20 protein-coding genes are annotated in these 26,600 nt (G+C 29.5%); 3 read left to right on the forward strand and 17 right to left on the reverse strand.

The annotated features are described in order from the left end of the window. Nucleotides 1-185 precede the first annotated feature (185 nt). The 4 genes from ACLVEP_RS06525 to gap all read right to left on the reverse strand — a co-directional run bounded on the left by ACLVEP_RS06525 (nt 186) and on the right by gap (nt 4,028). Nucleotides 186-473 (reverse strand): transcriptional regulator, encoded by a 288-nt coding sequence (locus ACLVEP_RS06525; protein WP_412583707.1) that lies wholly within the window; start codon nt 471-473, stop codon nt 186-188. Further along, nucleotides 466-1,149 carry a hypothetical protein gene (locus tag ACLVEP_RS06530; protein ID WP_412583708.1) on the reverse strand — a complete coding sequence of 228 codons (684 nt, stop codon included), beginning with the start codon at nt 1,147-1,149 and terminating at the stop codon, nt 466-468. The genes ACLVEP_RS06525 and ACLVEP_RS06530 overlap by 8 nt, the downstream gene beginning before the upstream one ends. A gap of 490 nt (nt 1,150-1,639) precedes the next feature. Next, nucleotides 1,640-2,653, reverse strand: a complete 1,014-nt coding sequence (locus ACLVEP_RS06535; protein WP_412583710.1) for a MerR family transcriptional regulator — start codon at nt 2,651-2,653, stop codon at nt 1,640-1,642. 361 nt (nt 2,654-3,014) lie between these two features. Continuing rightward, on the reverse strand, nt 3,015-4,028 hold the full coding sequence (gene gap, locus ACLVEP_RS06540) for a type I glyceraldehyde-3-phosphate dehydrogenase (protein WP_412583712.1): 1,014 nt from the start codon (nt 4,026-4,028) through the stop codon (nt 3,015-3,017). A 266-nt stretch (nt 4,029-4,294) separates the two neighbouring features. Between gap and ACLVEP_RS06545 the strand changes: the two genes are divergently transcribed. Further along, nucleotides 4,295-4,867 carry an ATP-dependent Clp protease proteolytic subunit gene (locus tag ACLVEP_RS06545; protein WP_412583714.1) on the forward strand — a complete coding sequence of 191 codons (573 nt, stop codon included), beginning with the start codon at nt 4,295-4,297 and terminating at the stop codon, nt 4,865-4,867. Here ACLVEP_RS06545 and ACLVEP_RS06550 read toward each other — a convergent pair. The 3 genes from ACLVEP_RS06550 to ACLVEP_RS06560 form a co-directional block, all read right to left on the reverse strand. Next, nucleotides 4,860-7,946, reverse strand: a complete 3,087-nt coding sequence (locus ACLVEP_RS06550) for a SpaA isopeptide-forming pilin-related protein (RefSeq protein WP_412583716.1) — start codon at nt 7,944-7,946, stop codon at nt 4,860-4,862. The two genes, ACLVEP_RS06545 and ACLVEP_RS06550, sit on opposite strands and share 8 nt — an antisense overlap. A gap of 181 nt (nt 7,947-8,127) precedes the next feature. Further along, a complete protein-coding gene (gene ilvA / locus ACLVEP_RS06555; RefSeq protein ID WP_412583717.1) occupies nt 8,128-9,330 on the reverse strand; it encodes a threonine ammonia-lyase in 1,203 nt (400 codons plus the stop codon). Between the two features lie 55 nt (nt 9,331-9,385). Then, on the reverse strand, nt 9,386-9,562 hold the full coding sequence (locus tag ACLVEP_RS06560) for a DUF4250 domain-containing protein (protein WP_412583719.1): 177 nt from the start codon (nt 9,560-9,562) through the stop codon (nt 9,386-9,388). A gap of 457 nt (nt 9,563-10,019) precedes the next feature. On the opposite strand from ACLVEP_RS06560, the gene asnB reads away from it, so the two are divergent. Beyond that, on the forward strand, nt 10,020-11,606 hold the full coding sequence (gene asnB, locus ACLVEP_RS06565) for an asparagine synthase B (protein WP_117346336.1): 1,587 nt from the start codon (nt 10,020-10,022) through the stop codon (nt 11,604-11,606). A 21-nt stretch (nt 11,607-11,627) separates the two neighbouring features. Here the strand turns inward: asnB and ACLVEP_RS06570 are convergent, their stop codons facing one another. The 5 genes from ACLVEP_RS06570 to ispF form a co-directional block, all read right to left on the reverse strand. Next, a complete protein-coding gene (locus ACLVEP_RS06570; RefSeq protein WP_412583721.1) occupies nt 11,628-12,092 on the reverse strand; it encodes a DUF188 domain-containing protein in 465 nt (154 codons plus the stop codon). Continuing rightward, nucleotides 12,080-12,664 (reverse strand): rhomboid family intramembrane serine protease, encoded by a 585-nt coding sequence (locus ACLVEP_RS06575; protein WP_412583723.1) that lies wholly within the window; start codon nt 12,662-12,664, stop codon nt 12,080-12,082. Before ACLVEP_RS06575 ends, ACLVEP_RS06570 begins: the two co-directional genes overlap by 13 nt. Then, nucleotides 12,661-13,464 (reverse strand): immunoglobulin-like domain-containing protein, encoded by an 804-nt coding sequence (locus ACLVEP_RS06580; protein WP_412583724.1) that lies wholly within the window; start codon nt 13,462-13,464, stop codon nt 12,661-12,663. Before ACLVEP_RS06580 ends, ACLVEP_RS06575 begins: the two co-directional genes overlap by 4 nt. Nucleotides 13,465-13,620: 156 nt before the next feature. Beyond that, nucleotides 13,621-15,045, reverse strand: coding sequence for a glutamate--tRNA ligase (gene gltX / locus ACLVEP_RS06585; RefSeq protein ID WP_412583726.1), 1,425 nt, complete (start codon nt 15,043-15,045; stop codon nt 13,621-13,623). Nucleotides 15,046-15,047: 2 nt separating this feature from the next. Further along, nucleotides 15,048-15,530, reverse strand: coding sequence for a 2-C-methyl-D-erythritol 2,4-cyclodiphosphate synthase (gene ispF / locus ACLVEP_RS06590; RefSeq protein WP_107030090.1), 483 nt, complete (start codon nt 15,528-15,530; stop codon nt 15,048-15,050). A 118-nt stretch (nt 15,531-15,648) separates the two neighbouring features. Here ispF and ACLVEP_RS06595 point away from each other — a divergent pair, with 118 nt between their 5' ends. Next, a complete protein-coding gene (locus tag ACLVEP_RS06595; protein ID WP_032091229.1) occupies nt 15,649-17,319 on the forward strand; it encodes a glutamine--tRNA ligase/YqeY domain fusion protein in 1,671 nt (556 codons plus the stop codon). Between the two features lie 68 nt (nt 17,320-17,387). Here ACLVEP_RS06595 and ACLVEP_RS06600 read toward each other — a convergent pair whose 3' ends face one another. The 5 genes from ACLVEP_RS06600 to ACLVEP_RS06620 form a co-directional block, all read right to left on the reverse strand. Beyond that, nucleotides 17,388-18,992 carry a CTP synthase gene (locus tag ACLVEP_RS06600; protein ID WP_032090771.1) on the reverse strand — a complete coding sequence of 535 codons (1,605 nt, stop codon included), beginning with the start codon at nt 18,990-18,992 and terminating at the stop codon, nt 17,388-17,390. Between the two features lie 676 nt (nt 18,993-19,668). Next, on the reverse strand, nt 19,669-22,314 hold the full coding sequence (adhE, locus tag ACLVEP_RS06605; RefSeq protein ID WP_412583728.1) for a bifunctional acetaldehyde-CoA/alcohol dehydrogenase: 2,646 nt from the start codon (nt 22,312-22,314) through the stop codon (nt 19,669-19,671). Between the two features lie 117 nt (nt 22,315-22,431). Further along, complete coding sequence (locus ACLVEP_RS06610) at nt 22,432-23,127, reverse strand: glycerophosphodiester phosphodiesterase family protein (protein ID WP_412583730.1); 696 nt, start codon at nt 23,125-23,127, stop codon at nt 22,432-22,434. 87 nt (nt 23,128-23,214) lie between these two features. After that, on the reverse strand, nt 23,215-24,603 hold the full coding sequence (locus ACLVEP_RS06615; RefSeq protein WP_412583732.1) for a sucrose-6-phosphate hydrolase: 1,389 nt from the start codon (nt 24,601-24,603) through the stop codon (nt 23,215-23,217). Between the two features lie 2 nt (nt 24,604-24,605). Then, a complete protein-coding gene (locus ACLVEP_RS06620; RefSeq protein ID WP_412583733.1) occupies nt 24,606-26,465 on the reverse strand; it encodes a sucrose-specific PTS transporter subunit IIBC in 1,860 nt (619 codons plus the stop codon). Nucleotides 26,466-26,600 lie beyond the last annotated feature (135 nt).

Raw genomic sequence — 26,600 nt, forward strand, 5'->3', positions numbered from 1 at the left:
CTTCTTTCTTTTGTAAAGCTTTTTCTCTATCTTTTTTTCCTTTTTTCTCTGTTTCATCGTTTTTATCCCTTTATATCGATGTTTTTTTATCAAATGTTTTTTGGACTTTTTTAATAATTTGTTTTTTATATAGTATTTTAGACATTAAAAAAGGAAGATTTTTTATTATTTCTTCCTATTTCTTTCTATTCTATCATTTCTTTTAATATTTCCACAAATTCTTTAAACTCTTCTCTTCCTTTTTTTGTCAAATGGTACGTTGTTTGTGGTTTATCATTTATAAATTCCTTTTTCTTTTCTACAAAACCACTTTCTATTAATTTTGTTGTATGTGTTGTCATATTTCCATTTGTACATTGACATACTTTTTTCAATTGATTGAATGTTAAATCACTTACACTTAAACTTGCTATCATTTGTAATCTGATTTTAGATTCAAAAATTTTTGATGTTTCAAGAATATTTTTATTCATATGTTTCTTCCTTTATAAATAAAACAACCAATCCAAATAAAATCATTAAAAAGAATGAATATGTATTCATAATATCTAATAAATTATTCATATTTATAATGACTGTATTCAATGTGATCATTTTAATGGCTATATATTTTATTAATGTAAACATTATAACAAATATAAGTGCTAAATATGCTACATATTTATATTTTTTATCATCAAAATATCTATACAATTGATAAATCGCAATAAATGCAACAAATAAATCAAATGGAATTGTATCATACAATGATACCATAGTATTTATATCTAAATAATACGAAATTGAATTCAACATCTTAAAAAATGAAATAAGTAATGGAAAAATCATAAATCCCTTCAAAAAATCTTTTTCTTTTACAGTCATGTCCATTCTATAAACATAAAATAAATAAAACATAATCGGTATGCAAAATAAGATAATATTAGATAATCTAAAAATTTGATAATATGATTTCTTCCCAAAAAAATCTAAATATAAAGATGCTTTCATATATATAAATAATATTAAATTACTTACTACAAATAATATTAACCATCTATAAAGAACTTTTTTTATTCCTACAGCTGGTTTAGCATCATCCAAAATATATCTCGTATCCCCTATTGTTTTCTTTATGATATTCAAATGATCTTGTATCTTCTTTTCCAATGTTATCATCCTTTCTATTTTAGTATTATTTTAAGAGTTATCTTCTTTTATGTCAATTTTCTCTTTACACATCACAAAAACTATATTATTATTTGTTGTAAGAGTGCTCTTAAATAAATACTAAGTATAAATAAAGAAAGGAATTTTAAAATGAAAAAGTTAGATATATCAAATTTTCTCTACTATTTATTTTATATTATTGCATTTATTTTAATTATTAGATCATTATTTTTTAATGATAACAGTCATAGTTTTTTAGTGGGGATTATTATTATTGGTATAAATGTTTTAAGGAAAATTAGATAAATCATTTATAAGAATTCTAAAAAATTATTTATATCTATTTTCGTTTATATTATATAATTTAAAATTTCTCATATTTTAAATTAATAAATAACATTCCAGCAAATCTTTATAAACTCTCTTATTTAATTCTTTTATAAAAACATAAAGAGTCAATTCTAACAAAATTGACTCTTTTATGCTTTTATTATACTTTACCTATTAAATAATCATTAAGATTTATACCTTGTTTCATTGCATAAAGAATATTATATGGATCATCAATATGTTCTACTTTCTTTTCTACAATTGTCGCAATATATCTTGCATCATCATTTAAAATCATTGGCCAATAGAAATAGAATGTTTGTCCATCTTTAAATGTGAATTTAAAATCAGAAACATAAGCTTCATAAGCCAATGGACTTCCTATACTCATATAATTTTTCTTAGCAATCACTTCAAGCTTTTCAATATCTTCATATAAACATTTATGCATAAATTGATGCTTTTTATTAAAAACAATTGCAAAGAAATATTTAAAATTACTCATTGGTCCATGAAATTGATAATAGTAAATCCCATCACTTAAAAACTCTACAGATTGATTAAGCGTATTATCTAACATCATTGCTGATGTTTGTTTGAAAGAAAATGCTATCATTAACATAAATGTGCCTATAAAAAATAATACACCCACTAAAATTCTCATATTACCTAAATCATAAGGCATTCTAGCAAATGACACAGCAACTACAATAGCTCCTATAAAAGTAATAATTAATTGTCTTCTTGCAAGTTCTGGTGTAAGTTTTCTTCCTAATGAAACTGTTGATGTAGTTTTTTGAAAACCTAATCCCATTTTATTATTATTTTTTTTAATTTCACTTAATTCTTCTATTAAAGGTAGATCTTTATCATAATAATCATCTATTGTATCTTTGATTTCATTCATACTTTCTATTTGTTTTTGCATATTCACTTGATTAATTTTTAAACAATGCCTAAAATCTAATTCACCTTCCAATATTGCTTTGATATCATCAACAGAAATTTGAAGATTTCTCAAAAATTTAATAATTTTCAACTTTTGAACTGTTTCATCATCATAATCACGATAACCATTTTCTTCCCTCTTAGGTTGAATAAGCCCCTCCTTTTCATAATATCGAATTGTATACTTTGAAAGGCCTATTTCTTTTTCTAATTCATTTGTTTTCATATTGCCTTTCCTCCTTTCAACATCATTGAACACTATGGAGTGGCTCCACAGTCAATACTTATTGTAAAATAATTTAATAAAATACTCTATTTACATAAATTTAATAACAATCTCTTTAAATTTTCTTTGTCACATATCTTTTACTTCTTTTATATTTTAAACAATACACTTATCTTATTAACATTCAATAAGAATAGTATTTATCTAATTATACATTAGAATTGTTGTTTTTTTATCGTTTTACAAAATATTCTCTATAAAAGAAAAAATTCGTAAATCAAAATTGATTTACGAATCAAAGAACAAAAAAGGGCTTCTTCTATCTTGAAACCCTTTTTTATTTAGCAAATTTTTCGCTAGATTAAGCTAATTCAGCAAAATATTTAATAGTTCTAACCATGTTAGAAGTATATGAGTTTTCGTTGTCATACCAAGCAACTGTTTGAACTTCAGTAGTTCCGTTGTCTAATGGTTTAACCATAGTTTGAGTTGCATCGAATAATGATCCGTAAGTGATTCCTACGATATCAGAAGATACTAATGGTTCTTCAGTATATCCGAATGATGGAGTAGTTGCTGCTTTCATAGCTGCATTTACTTCTTCAACTGTAACTTCACCTTCAACAACTGAAGTTAAGATAGTTGTAGATCCAGTTGGAACTGGTACACGTTGTGCAGAACCAATTAATTTACCATTTAATTCTGGGATTACTAATCCGATTGCTTTTGCAGCACCTGTTGAGTTAGGAACGATGTTAACTGCAGCTGCACGAGCTCTTCTTAAGTCACCTTTTCTATGAGGTCCGTCTAATACCATTTGGTCTCCAGTGTAAGCATGAACTGTTAACATGATACCAGATTTGATTGGTGCTAATTTATTTAAAGCGTTAGCCATTGGTGCTAAACAGTTAGTTGTACATGAAGCTGCTGAGATGATAGTGTCAGAAGCTTTTAAAGTACCTTCGTTTACACCGAATACGATTGTTGGTAAGTCATTTCCAGCAGGTGCTGAGATAACAACTTTTTTAGCTCCAGCATCGATATGAGCTTGAGATTTAGCTTTAGATACATAGAATCCAGTACATTCTAATACTACGTCTACACCGATTTCTCCCCATGGTAATTCAGCTGCGTTAGCTTTAGCGTAGATTTTGATTTCTTTTCCATCAACTGTGATTGAATCTTCACCAGCTTCTACTGTATCAGCTAATGCATATTTACCTTGTGCTGAATCATATTTTAATAAGTGTGCTAACATTTTAGGATTAGTTAAATCGTTGATTGCTACAACTTCATATCCTTCTGCATTAAACATTTGTCTGAATGCTAGACGTCCGATACGTCCAAATCCGTTAATTGCTACTTTTACTGCCATTTTATTAATATTCCTCCTTGTAAATAGCTTTTATGCCATTATTATAAGTCAAAAACTTCACAAAAGCAACTATTACAACGTTGATTTCTTGTATAAGATGCATTAATTTTTCCTTTATTTTTCTAATAATTCCCATTCTATCGTATCGTTAGCGCTTACACTTTTTTTGACCTTTTTTTAAAAAAATTTTATTAATTTTTACAAATTAAATAACCTAAGAATATTTTCTTAAATACCTTTCTATAATTACATATGGAGGTTATTTTATGCATCTAATACCAACCGTTATAGAAAAAGATAAAAATCATCAATATGCTTATGATATTTATTCTAAACTGTTAGAAGAAAGAATTATTCTTCTAACAGGAACAATTGACGATGCCATGGCTAGTTCAATTATTGGCCAATTGCTTTATCTAGAAGCGCAAGATAATAAAAGCGATATTTACATGTATATCAACTCTCCTGGAGGTAGTGTTTCTGCAGGACTTGCTATTTTTGATACAATGAATTTTGTTTCATGTGATGTCAGTACAATTTGTTGTGGCATGGCCGCTAGTATGGCTTCTATTCTTTTAAGTGCAGGTACTCATGGAAAAAGGTGTGCCTTAAAAAATAGCGAAATTATGATTCATCAACCACTTGCTTCTTTAGAAGGACAAGCAAGTGATATTGAAATTAACGCTAAAAGAATCTGCAAACAAAAGAAAAAGCTTTTCCTTATTTTAAGTGAAAATTCTAAACAATCTTTAGAAAAAATTACTCACGACTGTGATCGTGACTACTATCTAGATCCTATAGAAGCCTTAGAATACGGTCTCATTGATGAAATTATTTAGGGGATCTTATATCCCTTTTTTTACATAAATAAAGACAAATACCACTTAAAATACCTAAAATAAAATAACCATTCATGTTTGTATGATCACCAGTCTTAACTACTTGAATAATCGGTTGATCATACATAATTACCTTTTGTACTTGTCCTGTATTTTTAATAACAAATTCAACTTTTTCACTTTTTTCATAACCATTTGGTGCAAGAGTTTCCTCTAATATATATTTTTTTCCTACTTCCAAATGACTTATACGATGTTCTTGACTAGTAGAAATCCAAGAATCAACAATTTCACCCTTTTCATTTTTTACTTGTAAATGAGCTCCTGCTAATTCTTTTTTGTTTGTAATATCTTTTTTAGAAATATCCACTTTAATATCTTCATCTACTACTTTTAAAACAATATCTTTATCACCAATTTCAAACACTTGTTCTTTAAAAGTTGCATAACCTTTAGGAGTCAAAGTTTCTCTAAGAATATATTTTTCTCCGTTATTTAAACCTTGAACTAAATGAGCTGTTTCATTTCCTTGAATATCTATACAATAATAAGCTACATCTTCATCATCTTTTAACATCAAAAAATAATCATCAGATTTTAATTGTGGTACAATGCGATACTCCTCACCATCTTCATTTTCACCTTCACAAATTTCTCTTTTTAACATTTTCTTTTTCATATCATTATCGATATCAATAAGATGTTGTCCTGTTATCCATTGATCAACTCTATTTTTTGTCTTTGTAGAAGCAACTGTAAGTTGTGCACCTTTCAATAAACTACCATCTTCTTTTTGTTTATAAACTTTTACCATTGAATTTACCATTTCCACTTTTTGATTTTCTTTTTCATAAGAAACAGTAAAAGTAATATCATTTGTTAGTGTAAAACCTAATGGTGCTAAATCTTCATGTAAAGTATATGTTTTTCCTTCTTCTAAACCACTTACATGATGTGCTTTTCCATCACTAAACCATTGTTCTAAAACATTTCCATTTTCATCTATAACTTGTAATAAAGCACCTGCTATTTCTTCACCACCTAAAGATATTTTAGAAACAGTCATCACTTTATCTTTCATATTCACTTTTTGAATTTTTCCATCCTCATTGATTTTAAATTCAATCTTAGATGCTTTAACATAACCAGCCGGACTAGTATCTTCATTTAAATAATACGTTTTACCACTTTCTAAACCATCTATTTCATGGGCTTTATCAGATGAAACCCATTCATCTATAAGAGCCCCTTCTTGATTAGTAACAGACATCTTGGCACCAATAACTTCTTGATCCCCTGTAACATCTGTTTTAGTAAAGATTGTTTTTGTTATTTGGTTAGTTTGTTCATGTGATTTTGTATAAATAGTTGTAGTGTAATCTTTTTGCGTAATAGAAAATTCATACGGTGTATCATCTAGCACATAACCACTTGGACATTCAACTTCTACTACTTGATATTTTCCTAAAGGAATTCCTGTAACCTCTAATTGTCCATTTTCATCTATAGACATAATTCCTTTTTCATTAATTGTTCCTTTTGATACGTCAACACCATTTGAATAAGTCATTGTTTGACCATCATTTGTATCAATAATACATTTTCCACTTCCTAAAGTAATTTTATCTCCTTTAGAATATAATTTTTTTAAAGATACTGTATCAAAAATATCATCCGCTGCTACAATTTGATATTTTGTTTTTGTAATATCTTTATCTGCAAGATCTATAGCTCCTTGTTGAGCATTTTCAAGCTTCTTTTGAAGCTTTAATGTTCCTGTTGGTCTTAATGTATTTACAACAATTTTCTTTGTTGTTTGATCTTTTACAATTGTAACTTGCCATTTAGCAATAGCCGGTGCATAATGATCATCACATTCAATTTCAGTAAGTGAATACGTTCCTACTGGTAAATAATCAATTAATAATTCATAGTCACCATTTTCATCCTTTGTTACTTCAAAAGTTTCATCATACCCACTATAAGATGTTGAAATTAATCTAAACTTTGAATTTTTTTGAAATTGAGATGTATTATCAACTTTAGAAAGACGTAATGCTCCAAAATCAAGCCAATCAACTTCATATTTTAAAATATTTCCATCAGGATCTAAATTCCATGAACCCTCTGTTTGTGTTCCATCCGCACCATCTTTAATAGCTAATGCTGTAAACATTTCACACCCTTTTCCAGCAATATTTCCTGATTTATAATTTTTAGGACTATTTTTACAAGGTGCTGTTAAATAAAAACTTTCTCCACCATTAACATGTGCTACACCACCTGTTTGTTCGGTCCCCTTTGTTACATTATGCAATGTCACATGATCTTGTAAAGATACATTAATTGTAGCGTGACTTGTTCCTTCTAATTTAACAATATTTGTTTTTTGAAGTTTATTTTCTTTATCAAACTCTGCTTTAAAAAAAGCTGTCATACCACCATCTTGACTTGGATTAAAATAAGCATATCCAATATCAGGTTGATCCATAATCCAATGATAACCCCATAAAATGTTATCACCATAGCCACCATTACCATCAGAATTTGGCCATTTTGTATTAAAATCTTTTAAATTCAATCCCATTAAATCTCCTGCATATGCATAAGAAAGCCAAATATGTGTAAACAAATAAGCCCCGTCATCAAAATTACCATACTGATCACCAAAATCATCTGGTACACAAGCCTTTAATTCAGCTGCGTACATTTCTTTAGATGCTTGATTGTATCCTGGACCACCAAAACCATAATAAAGAATTTTTCTTACAGCTTCATTATTTTCAATCACCTGTGCTGGATATTTACCAACAGATGGTGATTTTTTACTTGATTCTAAACAATAAGCATATTTATCATCATATTTACACATATAAGTTGACCATCTTTTAGTACTTCCTATTTTAGATGACCACCACCAAGGATAATTAATTTCTTTAATTCTCGTAAACTCATGTGGTGTACTATTATCCCATGCTTCTACATTATTTGTATACTTTTGTAAAAAGCACATTGATAAAACAAGCATGATTACCGCAAATAATTTTACTGCTTTATCAAATATTTTTCTTTTCTTCATTTTCCTATTCCTCCATTTATTTAATTTTAATCATAAAAAAAGACAATCTTACGATTGCCTATGGACCTAAAATCCATTTATATACATATATTTTCATCTTCTATATCCTTTCTAAATAAAAAAAGCATCCCTAAGCATGCTTTAATACACAAAAAAACCGCTTATTAAGCGGTTTAAAGAATTAGTTAATTCTTTCAATAGTATAGCCATTTTCTTTAAATTTTTCGACAATAGCTTGAATATGAGCTTCACCATTAGTTTCACAAGTTACTCTTAATTCTACTTCAGAGAAACGAGCAAAGTTCTTAAATTGGTTATGTTCAACTCCAATAACATTTGCATTACATTCATTAAGTAAATGAGAAACAATTTCTAATTGTCCTGGAATATCTGGTAATTGTACTGAGAATGTTAAAATTCTTCCTCTTGAAATAAGTCCCTTATTGATCATTGAAGAAATTGTCATAACATCCATATTTCCACCTGAAATAAGTGAAACAACTTTTTTACGTTTACAATGTAATTTCTTTAAAGCTGCAAGTGATAAAATACCTGATCCTTCAGCAATTAATTTATGTTTTTCAACAAGTAATAAGAAAGCTTCCATAAGTTCATAATCACTTACAGTCACAATTTCATCAACATATTTTTTAATATATTCAAATGGAGTTTCTCCAATTTGTTTAACTGCTGTCCCATCAGCAATTGTACTTACTTCAGTTAATTTAACAAGTTGATCATCTTCTACTGCAGCAAGAGCACTCGCTGCACCTTCTGGTTCAACACCAACGATTTTAACAGATGGATTGATTTGTTTTGCTGCACAAGCAATACCTGAAATTAATCCTCCACCACCAATTGGTACTAAAATATAATCAACATCTGGTAATTCTTCCATGATTTCTAAAGCGATTGTTCCTTGTCCTTCCATAACATCTTCATCATCAAAAGGATGAACAAAAGTATATCCTTCGCTTTTTTGTAATTCTACAGCTTTTTCATAAGCTTCATCATAGGCTTCACCATATAATACAACATCTGCTCCATGTGCTTTTGTAGCATCAACTTTAATTAATGGTGTATGTGCTGGCATACAAATTGTTGCTTTGACCCCTAATTTTTTTGCTGCATAAGCAACACCTTGTGCATGATTTCCAGCTGAAGAAGCAATTAAACCCTTTTTCTTTGCTTCATCATCTAATTTCATAATTTTATTGTAAGCACCTCTAATTTTGAATGCTCCTGTTTTTTGTAAGTTTTCAGGTTTGATATAAACATCATTTCCACATTCTTCAGAAAAGGCATCACTATGTATTAAATGAGTTGGTAAAATCACTTCATCAACTCTTTTTTTAGCCGCTTTAAAATCTTCTAATTTTAACATTTAAATTCCCTCCGTCTAAGTATCATAATTATATCACTATTCTTTGATAAAACAATTATTTTGTTTTAATTTGATTCGTGCTTTCATCATAATAATAGTCGTTTTCTACTAGTCTTTTCATAAAATCAGTTTCATCTAAATCATAAATAGAAAGAACATGAGATAATTGCATATCATCATCTCTTAATTTCATATTAATCATACTTACTAACATATGGATATCTTTTGGCATTTTTCTAACTCCTTTATTAATTCTATTTTGAGACATTACTATTATACATGATTTTTTGATGTTTTTTATCTCAAATTTGTCTCAAAAGTTATTCACATTTAAAATTGTATAAAATCGATTATTTTTTATCATATTAATTATTTCTTATTGATTTTTTATAAATCATATAATATACTGTAAGCAAGTTAAAGGCAAAGACAAGGAGAGTAGTATTTTTACGAAACAACAGCGAGCTAGTAGATGGTGAAAGACTAGCAGTGAACAAAAATATGAAGAACACCTTCGAGCTGTCTACCGAAAGCAATGCAAGTAGGCTAGAACGTTTCTAGTTATGTTACAACTAGCGGGTATCGAGTACTCTTAGAAGTATTTTCCGTACCATGTATATCTTTGGATTTATATGTTACACGATACTCGCACACTATGTGCGTTTTTTAATTATAAGGGGGATATTAAAATGTGTGGTTTTTTAGTCGTTGGAAGTGAAGAATTTGAATTACAGGTTTTCCAAAAAGCTTTAGATAAAGCAGCGTATCGTGGACCTGATTATCAACATGTCTCAATTGATCATGGGATAACATGGGGATTTAATCGTTTATCAATTATGGATTTATCAACAAATGGAAATCAACCTTTTGTTTATAAAGATTATACACTTGTATGTAATGGAGAAATATATAACTATCCAGCATTAAAAACAAAACTTGAAAGTAGCTATACTTTTAAATCTGGAAGTGACTGTGAAGTTTTGATTCCATTATATGAACAATATGGACTTGAAATTTTATGTAAATATTTAGATGCTGAATTTGCTCTTGTTTTATACGATAACAAAACAAAACAATTAATGGCAGCAAGAGACCCTATGGGAATTAGACCTATGTTTTATGGTTACAGTAAAAAAGAACATCAAATTTGTTTTGCATCTGAAGCAAAGGCACTTTTTGATTTATGTGATGATATTATGCCTTTTCCACCAGGACATTATTATTTAGATGGTCAATTTGTTTGTTATAATGATTTAAGTGATCCTAAAACAATCGTTGATGATGACTTAGAAACAATTGCTGGAAAATTAAAAACAAAACTTGAAAAAGCGGTAGAAAAAAGATTTATGTCTGATGCACCTATCGGTTATTTATTAAGTGGTGGATTAGATTCTTCTTTAGTATGTGCCATTGGACAAAAATTATCAGATAAACCTATTCGTACTTTCGCTATCGGTATGGAAAGTGATCCAATTGATTTAAAATATGCAAAACAAGTTGCTGATTATTTAGGAACAGAACATACAGAAGTTATTATGAATAAGGAAGATCTCTATCAACATTTAAAAGAAGTCATTTATCATCTTGAAACTTTTGATATTACAACAATTCGTGCGAGTATGGCTATGTATATTTTATGTAAATATATTCATCAAAATACTGATATTAAAGTTATTATGACTGGTGAAGTTTCAGATGAATTATTTGGTTATAAATATACTGACTTTGCGCCTAACGCTAAAGCTTTCCAAGAAGAAGCAAGTAAAAGAATTAAAGAGCTTTATATGTATGATGTTTTAAGAGCTGATCGTTGTATTTCTGCTCATGCTCTTGAAGGACGTGTTCCTTTTGCAGATCTTGATTTTGTTGATTATTCTATGTCTATTGATCCTGCAAAAAAAATGAATGTTTATAATAAAGGTAAATATTTATTAAGACATGCTTTTGAAGGTACTGATTATTTACCACACGATATTTTATTTAGAGAAAAAGCTGCTTTTTCAGATGCTGTTGGTCATTCAATGGTTGATTATTTAAAAGAATTAGCTGAAGATAAATACAGTGATGAAGATGTTTTAAACGCTAAAGATAAATATTCATATTGTACACCTTTTACTAAAGAATCATTAATGTACAGAGATATTTTTGAATCATTCTTCCCACAACAAGGAAAATGGATCAAAGATTTCTGGATGCCAAATAAAGAATGGGAAAACTGTGATGTTGATGATCCAAGTGCTCGTGTACTTAAAAACTATGGAGATTCTGGAAAATAAAAACAAAGCAATGCTAGATGTTTATTCTAGTATTGCTTTTTCTTCATTTATTTTATTTTCAATCAATATCTTTTCTAATTCTCTTAAAAAGAATTGTGAAGTTTTATAATCTCTTTTTTTAGGACCTTTTACATGTTTATTTTGCTTTCTAGAAAGATGTCCTAAATAACGAGAAGTCAACAAATTATTAATATTATCCTCTGTAATTTTCTTTCCTGAAACATGAAGTACCGTTACATTTTTAAGCAAAGCTAAACTTGCAAGTCCATAGTCTTGACTAATCAACAAATCTCCTTCTTGCAAATAAGAAAGAATCATCTGATCAACACTATCTTTTCCAACTTCACACATAATAATTTGAATTCTTTCATCTTCAATAACATGAGCAAAATCAATAAACAATAAAACTTCTATTCCATAATGTAAAGCCAATTCAATCACTTCTTGACGATTTGGACAAGCATCTCCATCTATTAATAAACGCATAAGCCACTTCCAATAAGTACCAACATTGCAATAACTCCACCTACAAAACCACCTAAATGACCTGTCTTAGAAACATTTCTATCAGCAAGTGTGAAAACTACATTAATTGCAATAACAGCCATAAAATTTTTCAAAATCAATAAATAAACACCTTTAAAAACAATTCCTAGTGTTACAATAGCACCAAAAAAGCCATATACAATTCCACTAGCCCCTAAAGTAATTGTATTTTGATAACGCCCATCTTTTTTTGACACAAAATAAGTCACAAGATAAGAGAAAATTCCCGATACGACAACTAAATAAATATACTCAAAACTTCCTAAAAAAGGTTCAAAGAAAGTCCCACCTAAATAATAAAGCGCATAACAGTTCATAAAAATATGTGCTAAATCAACATGTACAAAATTAGCTGTTAAAAAGCGCCAATATTCTTGTTTATATTCTATTTTAGGTAAATAAAATGCCCCATATTTAATAGCTAAAGCTGATTTTTCATCTGAATGATCTATAAGATTAATAATCACAAAAATAGCTATACAAATCAAAATGATTGCTAAAGTTATACTCATTTTTTCTTCTCACTTTCATTTTTAATTACTTCTACTTTTCTAGTTCTTTGAATATTATTTCCTTGACTATTTGTTATTGAATAAATAATTTCATATGTACCAACTTCTTGTGTATTGACTGTATTTTTCAAAATTCTAATACTATGTGTAATATCATTTCCATTACCATCACTGGCACTTACACCTTCCATAATATCAAAATGTGTTCCCTGTACAATTTCAACATCATCAATACCTTCAAGAGTTGGATGATTTCCTAAACTTCCCACAACAATTTTAGCTCTTAACTTAGAGGCTTGGTTACCTGCAGCATCTTCTACTACAATATTGACAATATAAGAACCTTTTTTACTAAATTTTAAAGATTCTTTCTTACTACCATCTTCTTCTAAAAAGTAAGCAACTGTAGCAGATTGATCTTCAACTTTATCTATTAAATTTAATGCTGAAATTGTTTCATTAACATTTACGTTAAAAACAACTTGTTTTAAAGTAAAAACTGGTTTTGTTGTATCTTTTATTCTAATATAAAATGGAAATTCTTCACCTGCATAAGAAGCAGATACTTTATATAATCCAATTTCATTTTTTAAATTAGAAAAATTTAATTGAACTTCACTAATAACACTTTCATTAGCATTTACATAATCTGCAGGATTATTAGAAATAGGTGTTCCATATTCATACACAAACGTATCTCTTTTTAAAGTAACTGGTGTTATTCTAAAGGCAAAAACCGTAAGTAAAGTACTTACAACAATAAAGAATGTTAAAACAATACCGATTATTTTTTTCTTCATTGTTATCACCTCTTTCTACTCCATTATACCATCTGATTATGTCCTTTTTGTGAAAAGTACCATACTTTTGACAATATATTATTCCTTCATCAAAAAAAAAGCAACACAAATTAATCATCCCGAAAAAAAATCACAAAAAAAGGATAAGAGCATCTCTTATCCTAATCTTTCTAATACTTTTTCTTTACCTAATAATTCCATAGAAGCTGCTAAATCAGGTCCATGCATAATACCAGTTGTTGCAATACGTAAAGGCATATATAACATTTTTCCTCTTGCTTTTGCTTCTTTTTGAGTAGCTTTAATACAAGCAAAAATTTGATCTTGTTTAAAATCTTCTTCTGCTAATTCTGCAACTTTAGATTTAAATACAGCTAAAGTATTTGGAATAGCTTCATCTTTCATGAATTCAATAGCTTCTTCTTCTAAATGAATTTCATCTTCAAAGAATAATTTAACTTGTTCAACAATTTCTTCACCACAAGAAATATGATCTCTATGAACTTCTACTAATTTTTCAATCCATGCTTCACTTTTACCACTTAAATCATAAGCTTCTTGTAAAAATGGTAAACACAATTCTGTTAATTGTTTTGTATCTAATTTTTTAATATATTGGCTATTGATCCATTTTAATTTATTCATATCAAAAATAGCCCCAGATTTAGAAATACGTTTAACATCAAACGCTTCAATTAATTCATCTAAAGAGAAGATTTCTTGTTCACCTTCAGGTGACCATCCAAGTAAAGCAATATAATTTAAGATTGCTTCATTTAAGAAACCTTTATTAATTAAATCTTGATAAGAAGCATCTCCATTACGTTTAGATAATTTATGTTTTTCATCTTTCATAACAGGTGGACAATGGATATATGTTGGCACATCCCATCCAAATGCTTGATAAATTAAATTATATTTAGGTGTTGAAGATAAATATTCATTTCCTCTTACAACATGAGTGATATGCATTAAATGATCATCTACGATATTAGCAAAGTTATATGTAGGATAACCATCACTCTTTAATAAAACACCTTCAGCAAGTCCTGCATTTTCTACTTCAATATGTCCATAAACTTCATCTTCAAAAGAAGTAATTCCAGTACTTGGAATTGTTTGTCTTACAACATATTTTTCACCATTAGCAATTCTTTGTTTTGCTTCTTCTAAAGAAAGATGTTTACAAGGATCAATATATCCTAATTCTTCATTATCAGATTCTTCTTTTGCTTTATTGATTGTTTCTTCATCACAGAAACAATAATGAGCTCCTCCTAATTCAACTAATTTATCAGCATATTCTTTATAAATAGCTAATCTTTCAGATTGAACATAAGGTCCAACTTCTCCTGGTTTATTAGGTCCTTCATCATAACCTAATCCTGTTTGATCCATAACTTTATAGATCATATCAACAGCACCTTCAACTTCTCTTTCTTGGTCTGTATCTTCAATTCTTAAAATAAAATCTCCATGATCATGTTTAGCAATTAAATATTCATATAATGCTGTTCTTAAGTTACCGATATGCATATATCCAGTTGGACTAGGTGCAAATCTTGTTCTTACTTTTGCCATTTCTATACTCCTTTTTTCCTTAATAATACAACCGCTTGAGCTACCATTCCTTCTTGTCTACCGACAAAACCTAATTTTTCTCCACGTGTTGCTTTAATGTTAATTTGGCTGATGTCACAATGTAACTTACTTGCGACATTTTCTCTCATCTTTTGAATATGTGGAGCCATCTTAGGAGCTTCACACATAATAATACTATCAAGGTTATTGATTTCATAACCTTCTTTATCCATCAGTTGATAACAATGTTCCAATAAAACCATTGAAGAAATTCCTTTATATTGAGGATCAGTATCTGGAAAATGTTTTCCAATATCACCAAGACCTAATGCCCCAATAATACTTTCAATAATAGCATGTAATAAAACATCTGCATCACTATGTCCTAATAACCCTTTATCATGGTCAATTTTTACACCGCCAATATATAAATCTCTTCCTTCTACTAATTGATGAATATCAATTGATTGTCCTATTCTAAACATGTTATCACCTTCCGCAAACATTCTAGCACATATTTTCTAATTTATGAAGTATTGGATGTTTTATAATCAAGGAAAATATGGTAAACTAAAACATATAAAAATTATGGGAGGACTTCCTATGGATAAAGAAGAAGTAGTAAGTAAAAATTTTATTGAAAAAATTATAGATCAAGATTTAGCAGAAGGAAAATATACAAAAATTGCAACACGTTTTCCTCCTGAACCAAATGGTTATTTACACATTGGTCATGCTAAATCAATCTTATTAAATTATGGATTAGCTAAAAAATATAATGGAACATTCAATTTACGTTTTGATGATACAAATCCAATGAAAGAAAAAACTGAATTCGTTGAAAGTATTGTCTCTGATGTAGAATGGTTAGGAGCAAAATATGATGGTGATATTAAATTTGCTTCAAACTATTTTGATCAAATGTATGAAGCTGCTGTTCTTTTAATCAAAAAAGGAAAAGCTTATGTTTGTGATTTAAGTCCTGAACAAATTAGAGAATACCGTGGTACTTTAACAGAACCTGGTAAAGATTCTCCATATCGTAATCGTTCTATTGAAGAAAACTTAGATTTATTCGAAAGAATGAAAAACGGTGAATTTGAAGATGGATCAAAAGTATTAAGAGCTAAAATTGATATGGCTTCATCTAATATTAATATGCGTGATCCAATTATTTATCGTGTTGCTAGAATGACACACCATAACACAGGAGATAAATGGTGTATCTATCCAATGTATGACTTTGCTCATCCAATTGAAGATGCAATTGAAGGAATTACTCATTCAATCTGTACTCTTGAATTCGAAGATCATCGTCCTTTATATGATTGGGTCGTTCAAGAAATTGGTTATGAACATCCACCAAAACAAATTGAATTCGCAAAACTTTATTTAACAAATGTTATTACAGGAAAACGTTATATTAAACGCTTAGTAGATGAAGGAATCGTTGATGGTTGGGATGATCCTCGCTTAGTGACAATTGCAGCATTAAGACGTAGAGGATTTACACCAGAATCCATTAAATCTTTTATGGAATTAGTTGGTGTTACAAAAAGTAACTCATCAAATGATTATGCAATGTTAGAATATTGTATTCGTAATGATTTAAAACCTAAAGCACCTCGTGTGATGGCTGTTTTAGATCCTATTAAATTAGTTATCGATAACTATCCTGAAGGACAAGTAGAATATTTAGATGCGATGGTCAACATGGAAAATCCTGATTTAGGTTATGAAAAAGTTCCATTTGAAAGAGAATTATGGATTGATCGTGATGACTTTATGGAAGAACCACCTAAAAAATATTTTAGATTGTTCCCAGGAAATGAAGTTCGTTTAATGAATGCTTATTTCGTTAAATGTGTTGATTTTGAAAAAGATGAAAATGGAAAAGTAACAGTTGTTCATTGTACTTATGATCCTATTACTAAAAATGGTACAGGATTTACAGGTAGAAAAGTAAAAGGAACAATTCATTGGGTTCCTGTTCATCATTGTAAAAAAGTAACAGCTCGTTTATATGAAAACTTAGTTGATGAAGAAAAAGGTGTTTATAATGAAGATGGATCTTTAAACTTAAATCCTAATTCATTAACTGTTATTGAAGATTGTTATGTTGAACCAGCTATTGAAAAATATAAACCTGGTGATTCATTCCAATTTGTAAGAAATGGATATTTCTGTATTGATACAAAAGATTCTACAGATGATCATTTTGTATTTAATAGAATCGTTTCATTAAAGAGCTCATTTAAATTACCTAAGAAATAAAAATTTGGAGATTGCCTCGACAATCTCCTTTTTTGTATAAGAAAACAATATCTTTCGATATTGCTTTTTTATTTATTATATTTACGATCATGTGCTGCAGAAATTAAACCTTGGAATAAAGGTTGTGCACGGTTTGGTCTTGAAGTAAATTCTGGATGGAATTGACATCCTACATAATAAGGATGATCTTCTAACTCAACAATTTCTACAAGATTTCTTTCTGGATTAAATCCTGCAACTTTTAATCCATTTTCAACTAAAACATCTTTATAATTATTATTAAATTCATATCTATGACGATGTCTTTCTTTAATCATTTCTTTTCCATAAAGACGATAAGCATGTGTACCTGGATTTAATTGACATTCATAATCACCTAATCTTTGTGTACCACCCATATCTTCTAATGATTGATCTGACATTAAGTTGATGACTGGATTTTTACATAATTCATCAAATTCTAATGAGTTTGCATCTTTAATACCACAAACATTTCTAGCATATTCAATGGTAATTAATTGCATACCTAAACAAATACCTAAAAGTGGTACTTTATTTGTACGTGCATACTCAATAGCATCAATCATACCAGCAATACCACGATCACCAAATCCACCTGGAACGATAATTCCATCAGCATCTTTTAATCTTTCTGCTACATTTTCTTTATTTAATTCTTCTGAATTAATAAAATCAATATTAACAACACTATTTACATAATATCCTGCATGTCTTAAAGCTTCATTAACTGATAAATAAGCATCCGGTAATTGAACATATTTTCCAACTAACGCAATATTTAGTTCTTGATTTAAGTTTTTAACACGGTTAACTAAAGCATCCCATTCATCCATATGTGCTGCTGGTGCATTGATTTGTAAATGTTGTAATACTAAATCATCCATTTTTTGATCTAATAACATACGTGGCAATTCATATAAGTTTTCTACATCATAGTTAGAAATAACATTTTGTGTTGGTACATTACAGAATAATGAAATTTTGTCTTTTAATTCTTTTTCAATATGATGTTCACTACGACAAACAATAAAGTCCGGTTGAATACCTAAACCTCTTAATTCTTTAACACTATGTTGTGTTGGTTTTGTTTTTACTTCATGACTTGCTCCAATGTATGGAAGTAAAGTTGTATGAATATAAACAGTATTTTCATATCCTAAATCTAATCTTACTTGGCGGATAGCTTCAATGAAAGGTAAACTTTCGATATCTCCTGTTGTTCCACCAATTTCAGTAATGACGATATCTGCTTTAGAACTACGTGCCGCTGCATAAATTCTTTCTTTAATTTCATTTGTAATATGAGGAACAACTTGTACAGTAGCTCCTAAATAATCTCCACGTCTTTCTTTTGAAATAACGTTACTATAAATTCTACCTGTTGTAATTGATGAGTTTTTATTTAATTGTTCATCAATAAATCTTTCATAATGTCCTAAGTCTAAGTCTGTTTCTGCCCCATCTGCAGTAACAAATACTTCCCCATGTTGATAAGGTGACATTGTTCCTGGATCAACGTTAATATATGGATCTAATTTTTGCATGAAGACTTTTTGTCCTCTTTGTTTTAAAATTCTTCCTAAAGATGCAGCTGTTAACCCTTTACCAAGACCAGACACAACTCCACCTGTTACAAATATGTATTTAGCCATTTTCTATCCTCCTCTAGTATCTATAAAAATAAAAAGTGCCTTCCTATGGAAGACACTGTATTGCCCTTTCTTATTCTAACAATATTAAATATTTATTGCAATAATAAATTTATTATTTTTGCACAAAAAAAGGGGATGTTACGAAATAATTTAAAATTGTAACATCCTTTTTTGTTATAATCTCTAACTAAAAATAGGATATTGATATCTTACCAATGATATTTATTTCCTACTAATTAATTCCTCAACCATAATGTTTGAGGAATTATTGCAATTAGAAACAATTGCTTCTTATAGTAGAATAATTTTATTATATAGATATTTAAAATTCCTATTTTTAATATATTTTTATTCTATAAAAGAAAAGGCTGTATGAAATTAATTATTTAATTTCGTAACAGCCCCTTCCCTTGCGTATAAGTGATTTTTTGGGAGAGGGGTCACTTATACTTGTTTATTATATTGTCTTCATCTGACATGATTAATATAACAATTTTATATGAATTCATTATGAACTTTCTCTTAAGAAAAATTCTTACTCATAAAACTGTGTTTCATAATTTGCTAATTGTGCATATAATTCAAATTCTTCTTTTTGTTATTCATAACAAAATGTGAATAAATTCCGTTACAAAAAATATAAAAAAGAAAAGGTAGGACATGCCTACCTTAACTATTATTTATCAAATTTATTTTTGTAATCGTAAATTTTACGTAAGATATCTTCCATATCTTTAACCATAGGCATTCTAGGGTTAGCTGGTGTACATTGATCTTCGTAAGCATTCATAGCAATTCTATGAATTGATTCTTCCCAAGCTTCTCTTGAGATACCTTGAGATTCTACGTTAGATGCAACACCTACTTTGTGACATAATTCTTCACAAGCATCAGCGAACATTTCAACACCTTCAGCTGGAGTTTTAGGATTTAATCCAATTAATTGAGCTAATTCCATGAATTTAACATCAGCTTTATAGTTTTCAATTTTTGGCCAGATATTTAATTTAGTTGGAATAGTTCCGTTATATCTAATTACGTGTGGTAATAAGATACCATTTGTTCTACCATGAGGAATATGCCATTCCCCACCAATTTTATGAGCTAATGAGTGGTTCATTCCTAAGAATGCATTTGCGAATGCCATACCTGCGATAGTTGCAGCATTGTGCATTTTTTCTCTAGCGATTGGAGTACCTTTCTTAACTGATTCTTCTAAGTAATCAAATACTAATTTAACAGCTTGTTTAGCCCATCCATCAGTAAAGTCAGATGCTAAGATTGAAACATAAGCTTCAACTGCATGAGTTAATACGTCGATACCTGTATCAGCAGCGATTGCTCCTGGTAATGACATTACGAATTCAGGGTCAACGATAGCGATAGTTGGAGTTAAAGCATAGTCAGTTAATGGATATTTTTTGTTTTCTTTCTTATCAGTGATAACTGCGAAAGGAGTAACTTCTGATCCAGTTCCTGATGTAGTTGGGATACAGATCATTTTTGCTTTTTTACCTAATTCAGGGAATTTGAAAGCACGTTTTCTGATATCCATGAATTTTTGTTTGATATCATCAAAGTTAACTTCTGGGTTTTCATACATTAACCACATAACTTTAGCAGCATCCATTGATGATCCACCACCTAAAGCGATGATACTATCAGGTTCGAATTTTCTCATTAATTCTACCCCTTCTCTTACAGTATCGATACTTGGATCTGGTTCAACATCAAAGAATAATTCGATATCTACATGATTACGTCTTCTTCTAATAACATCTTCGATTTTTTCAACATAACCAAGATTTACCATACTTCTATCAGTAACGATCATGGCTTTTTCCATGTGTTTCATATCTCTTAAGTATCTAATTGAATTCTTTTCAAAGTATACTTTTGGAGGAAGTTTGACCCATTGCATATTGTTATTACGTCTCCCTATTCTCTTAATATTGATTAAGTTAACAGCACTTACGTTGTTAGATACTGAGTTATGTCCGTAAGAACCACAACCTAATGTTAATGATGGAATGAATGCATTATATACTGATCCAATACCACCGAATGTTGATGGAGCGTTTTCAATGATACGGATTGCTTTACATGCATGTCCGAATTTCTTAGAAATTTCATGATCTTCTGTATGAATTGCAGCAGAGTGACCTAGACCATTGAATTCAACCATTGCAGCTGCTTTAGCAATACCATCATCAGTGCTTTTAGCTTTTAAGATAGCTAATACTGGAGATAATTTTTCTCTAGTTAATGGTTCATTTGGTCCTACTTCTTTACATTCAGCACAAATAATTTGTGTTTCAGCAGGAACTTTGAATCCAGCTTGTTCAGCAATCCATTCAGCAGGTTTACCTACAACATTTGGATTTAATTTAGCTTGAGCAACATTTTCTGAATAAGCTTCTGCACCAAACATGAATTTTTCAAGTTTAGCTTTTTCTTCTTTATTTACAAAGTAAACATGGAATCTTTTAATTTCTTTCATGAAATCACTGTAGATTTCTTGGTCAACGATTGCTGCTTGTTCAGAAGCACAAATCATACCATTGTCGAAAGATTTTGATAATACGATATCATTTACAGCTCTTGGTAATACACATGTTTTTTCAACATATGCAGGTACGTTACCAGCACCTACACCTAAAGCAGGTTTTCCACATGAATATGCAGCTTTAACCATTGCGTTACCACCAGTTGCTAAGATAGTTGCAACACCTGGGTGATTCATTAATGCATTAGTAGCATACATAGATTTAATTGATAACCATTGGATACAGTTTTCTGGTGCACCAGCAGCGATAGCAGCATCTCTAATTACGATAGCAGCTTGTTTTGAACTTTCATGAGCGCTTGGGTGGAACGAGAAAATGATTGGGTTTCTTGTTTTTAAAGCGATTAATGATTTGAAAATTACTGTTGAAGTTGGGTTAGTTGTTGGAACGATACCACAAACAACACCTACTGGTTCAGCAATTTCAGTAATACCAGTTAATGGATCTTCATTGATGATCCCTACTGTTTTTAAATGACGTAAATTGTTAGTAACATATTCACATGCAAATAAGTTTTTAACAGCTTTATCTTCAAATACTCCACGTCCTGTTTCTTTAACTGCAGCTTCAGCTAAAATACCATGATGGTCTAGTCCAGCTACAGAACATTTAGCGACGATGTAGTCTACTTGTTCTTGTGTAAAATCTTCAAATTCTTCTAAAGCTTTTAAAGCTTTGTTTACAAGGTCATCAACATGAGCATCAGTTTCTGCTTCAGTTGGGACAGCTTGTTGTACAGGTTTTTTTTCTGCCATTTTATTTCCTCCATAACTATTGTGAAATTTTTCATTTGTACACAACCATCTTACATGAAAAACATACAAAAAACAAGCATTATCGCTCGTTTGATGTGAAAAAAATAACGTAAGCGATTACATTTTTAATTTCTTAAAATTTTTATTTGCGATGACAATATTGACACCTTTTTCCTTAAAATAAGCATATCTAAAACGGTTCTTTACACCCCATGTATTGATGTCTAATCCAACTTTTAAAAAGAGTGCTATTTCATCTTCATCTAGAAAATCTTCACGTGCATGTACATGAAATTTTTGTGTTAAACATAATTGTTTATTTTTTTCATAATCATCTTCAAAAAGATAACCTAAATATAAAGATGAATCAATTGCTCTTAATTTATAAAGAGAATCAACATAAAAACTTGAAAAGAGAACTTGATCTAACATACCCATTTCTTTAATCATTTGATAGCTTTCTAGTTCTATTCCTGGATATTGAATTTTATTTGTTTTAATTTCTAAGTTGATTTTTACATTTTTTCCTTTACATAATTCCAATAATTCTTTCAACAAAGGAATTCTTTGAGGATTTTCTTTTGTTCCAAAATTATATGCACAAAGCTCTTCATAAGTCATATCTTTAATATAACCTTTTCCATCACTTGTTCGATTGATTTTTTCATCATGACATAAAACAAGAACACCATCTTTTGTTTTATGCACATCTGTTTCAATACCATCAAATCCACTTTCAATAGCTTTTTCAAAAGCCAACATTGTATTTTCAGGATATTGATCACTATAACCTCTATGTCCAAACAACAACATAGTCTCACCTCCAAAACTTATTTTACTCTTTTTATTGTTAAGAATACACCAAAAAAATGTAATTTAAAAAGCAGACTTTTATAAAGTCTACTTTTCATGTACTATTTTAAAAGAATCTAAATAATAAAGTTCAAGATCTTTATTACATTCTAACATACTACATTCACTAAATATTCTTGTTGTAAATGTACGATAACCCTTATTAATAAATAATTCTAATGAAGATGTATCACTATAAATAACCAAGTCATCTAAATGTTCAAGTTCTAAATGTCTCTGATTTCTTCCATATCCTGCTTCATACATTGAAATTGTTAGAAGTCCATTTTCATATTCTAATGTAAAATCATTTCTTAACTTTAATGAAAGTTGATCTTGTATATCATGAATTTGAAGTTCAAAAACATTATTTTTTAATTCAACTTTTGGTTTTTTATACACATTTTTTTCTAAACGTAATTCTTTAAATTCAGAAAGTGGTTCTTGATAAAGATGATTATTTTTAAAATGAAGTACTCTTGGCATTGTAAGTGCATGTTGCCAATTATTTTCTACAGTTGGAATTGTATAATCCACATCTGGAAGCCCCATCCAACCAATCAATATTCTTCTTCCTTTTTCATCTAAGAAAGTTTGTACAGCATAGATATCAAAACCATTATCTATTTCTTCAAAATCTTTGACATAAGGTTGATCAATAAAATCGTGTGCTACTTTAAAATATCCATTTTGATAAATATTTTCATATAAATAACCCTCTTGTTTTAATCCTTGTGGTGAACAAAGTAAAACCATTTGTCCGTCTACTTCAAATAAATCAGGACATTCCCACATATAACCAAAAGGTTCTTTTGTTTTAATACGACTACAATATTTAAAGTTCTTTAAATCATCACTTTGAAATAAGATAACTTGTCCAACATCATTTATATCACGTGCACCTAAAACAAGATAATAATGATCTCTTTGATAAATTTTAGGATCACGAACATGACATGTTAGATCATCAGGATAATCACTATTGACCATCAAACACTCTTTATGAAGAAGTTGATTACCATCCTTACTTTCAAGATACATCACATTATGTTGTCTTCCTTTTAAAATATAATCATAATCTCCTATTTCTTTGACGTTTCCTGTATAGAAATAATGAATTTTATCATTTTCAACAAAAGCACTTCCTGAATAGGCTCCATTTTGATCTCTTTCATGATCAGGAAATAATGGCATTCCTAATTCTTGGTAATGAATAAAATCTTTTGTTGCATAATGTCCCCAACCTTTTAAACCATTATTGACATCTGCAGGTGCCCATTGATAATAGATGTGATATGTTCCTTTAAATTGACATAAACCATTTGGATCATTCAACCATCCTACTGGTGGCATTAAATGATAATGTAAACGATAGGGATCATTTTTATTCACTTTTTCTTTCTTAATTGCTTGTACTAATCTTTCTATATTATTCATAATTACCCTTTCACTTTTAAAACTTGTGTTCCTTGTTTACAATTTCCTTCTTGTAACATTTCAAAATCTACACCATTGGTAATCACAACTGCTGTTTCAATCGAACATCCTGCTTCTTTAATTTTATTTAAATCTGCTTTCATTAATAATTGACCGGCTTTGATTTGATCTCCTTGATGAACTTTCACTTCAAATGGTTCACCATTTAAAGTCACTGTATCTAAACCACAGTGAATTAATAATTCTTCACCATCTACTGATTTTAAACCTAAAGCATGTTTTGTTGGAAAAATCATCATTACTTCTCCATCAAATGGTGCAACAACATCACCATTTTCTGGTAACACCATAAATCCATCACCCATCATTTTTCCAGCAAATGTTGGATCAGAAATTTCACTAATATTTTTTACTTCACCTTGCATTGGTGATAAAACTACTTTTTCTACATGTTGACTTGCTTTTCCATTTTCTCTTTTAAATAAGATCACTGTCACAATAAATGAAACAACAAACGCTAAAACCATTCCAATTCCAAAGTTTAAATAACTTCCAACAGGGATTGATAAAAATCCTGGTATACCTGCTGCTCCTAAGGCATTTGATAAAACATGTGTTCCTGCAAGATATGCACTACCAACACCACTACCACACATTGCTCCAATAAATGGATATTTTAATTTTAAAGTAACTCCAAACATTGCTGGTTCAGTAATACCAAGTAAAGCTGAAACACCAGATGCTGAACAAATACTTTTTAATTTTTTATCTTTTGTTAGAGCTAATACCGCAAGTACAGCTGCCCCTTGAGCAACGTTAGACATTGATGCTGTTGGGAAGATAAATGATCCTCCTGTTGTTTGAATAGACGCTAATAATTGAGTTTCTACAGCAATAAAGCTATGATGCATTCCTGTTAAAACAATTGGTGCATAGAAGAATCCAAATAAACCACCACCAATAAATCCTAAAGTGTTATACATCCAAGAAATACCATCTGCTAAATAAATCCCTGCTTGTCTTAAAATAGGTCCTACACAAATAAATGTAATAAATCCTGTTACCAAAATAGATAACATTGGTGTTGTTAAATTATCTAACCATGTAGGTGTTACCTTATGTAATCTTTTTTCTATATTTGCAAGAATCCAAGAAACTCCTAAAACAGGTAAAACTGTTCCTTGATACCCTACTGCTTCAATTGTTAATCCAAAAATATTCCATGTTGGAACGTCAATTCCTGTTTTACCATAACTATAGGCATTTAATAAATCAGGATGTACCATGATCATTCCCATGGCAGCTCCTAAATAAGGATTTCCGCCAAATTTCTTAGTTGCACTAAATCCAATTAAAACAGGTAAAAATGTAAATGCTGCATTTGCAAAAACATTGATCATTGTTGCTAAATCTTTAAATTGTGGATAAACATCAATAATACTCTTACCTGCACCTACTAAACCTTGTGCTGTAAGGATATTGTTTAATCCCATTAATAACCCACCAGCAACGATAGCTGGAATAATTGGAACAAAGATATCTGATAATAATTTAACTGCTCTTTGTAATAAATTTCCTTCTTCTTTTTCTTCTACTTGTGGTGTTTCATTTTGAAAACCTAGAATAGAACATACTTCTTGACAAACTAAATTGACAAGACCTGATCCAAAAATAATTTGATATTGACCTTTAGCGTTAAATGTTCCTTTAACACCTTCAACATCTGTTACTGCATTTTCATTTACTAAAGTTTCATCTTTTAATGTTAATCGAAGTCTTGTGGCACAATGCATAGCATGAGTAATATTTTCTTTTCCACCAACGGCTTCAATCACATCTTTTGCTATTTGATTATAATTCATATTGTCCTCCTTATGTGGTACCGGTTCCTTACACTGATAATATAACTTATCTTGAAAGCGTTGTCAACACAAAATATGGTATCGGTACCATTTTTTTATAAAAAAACATAATTCCTTAAGAATTATGCTTTGAAC

The sequence above is a fragment of the Faecalibacillus sp. genome (genome assembly GCF_047023275.1).
Lineage (GTDB): Bacteria > Bacillota_I > Bacilli_A > Erysipelotrichales > Coprobacillaceae > Faecalibacillus.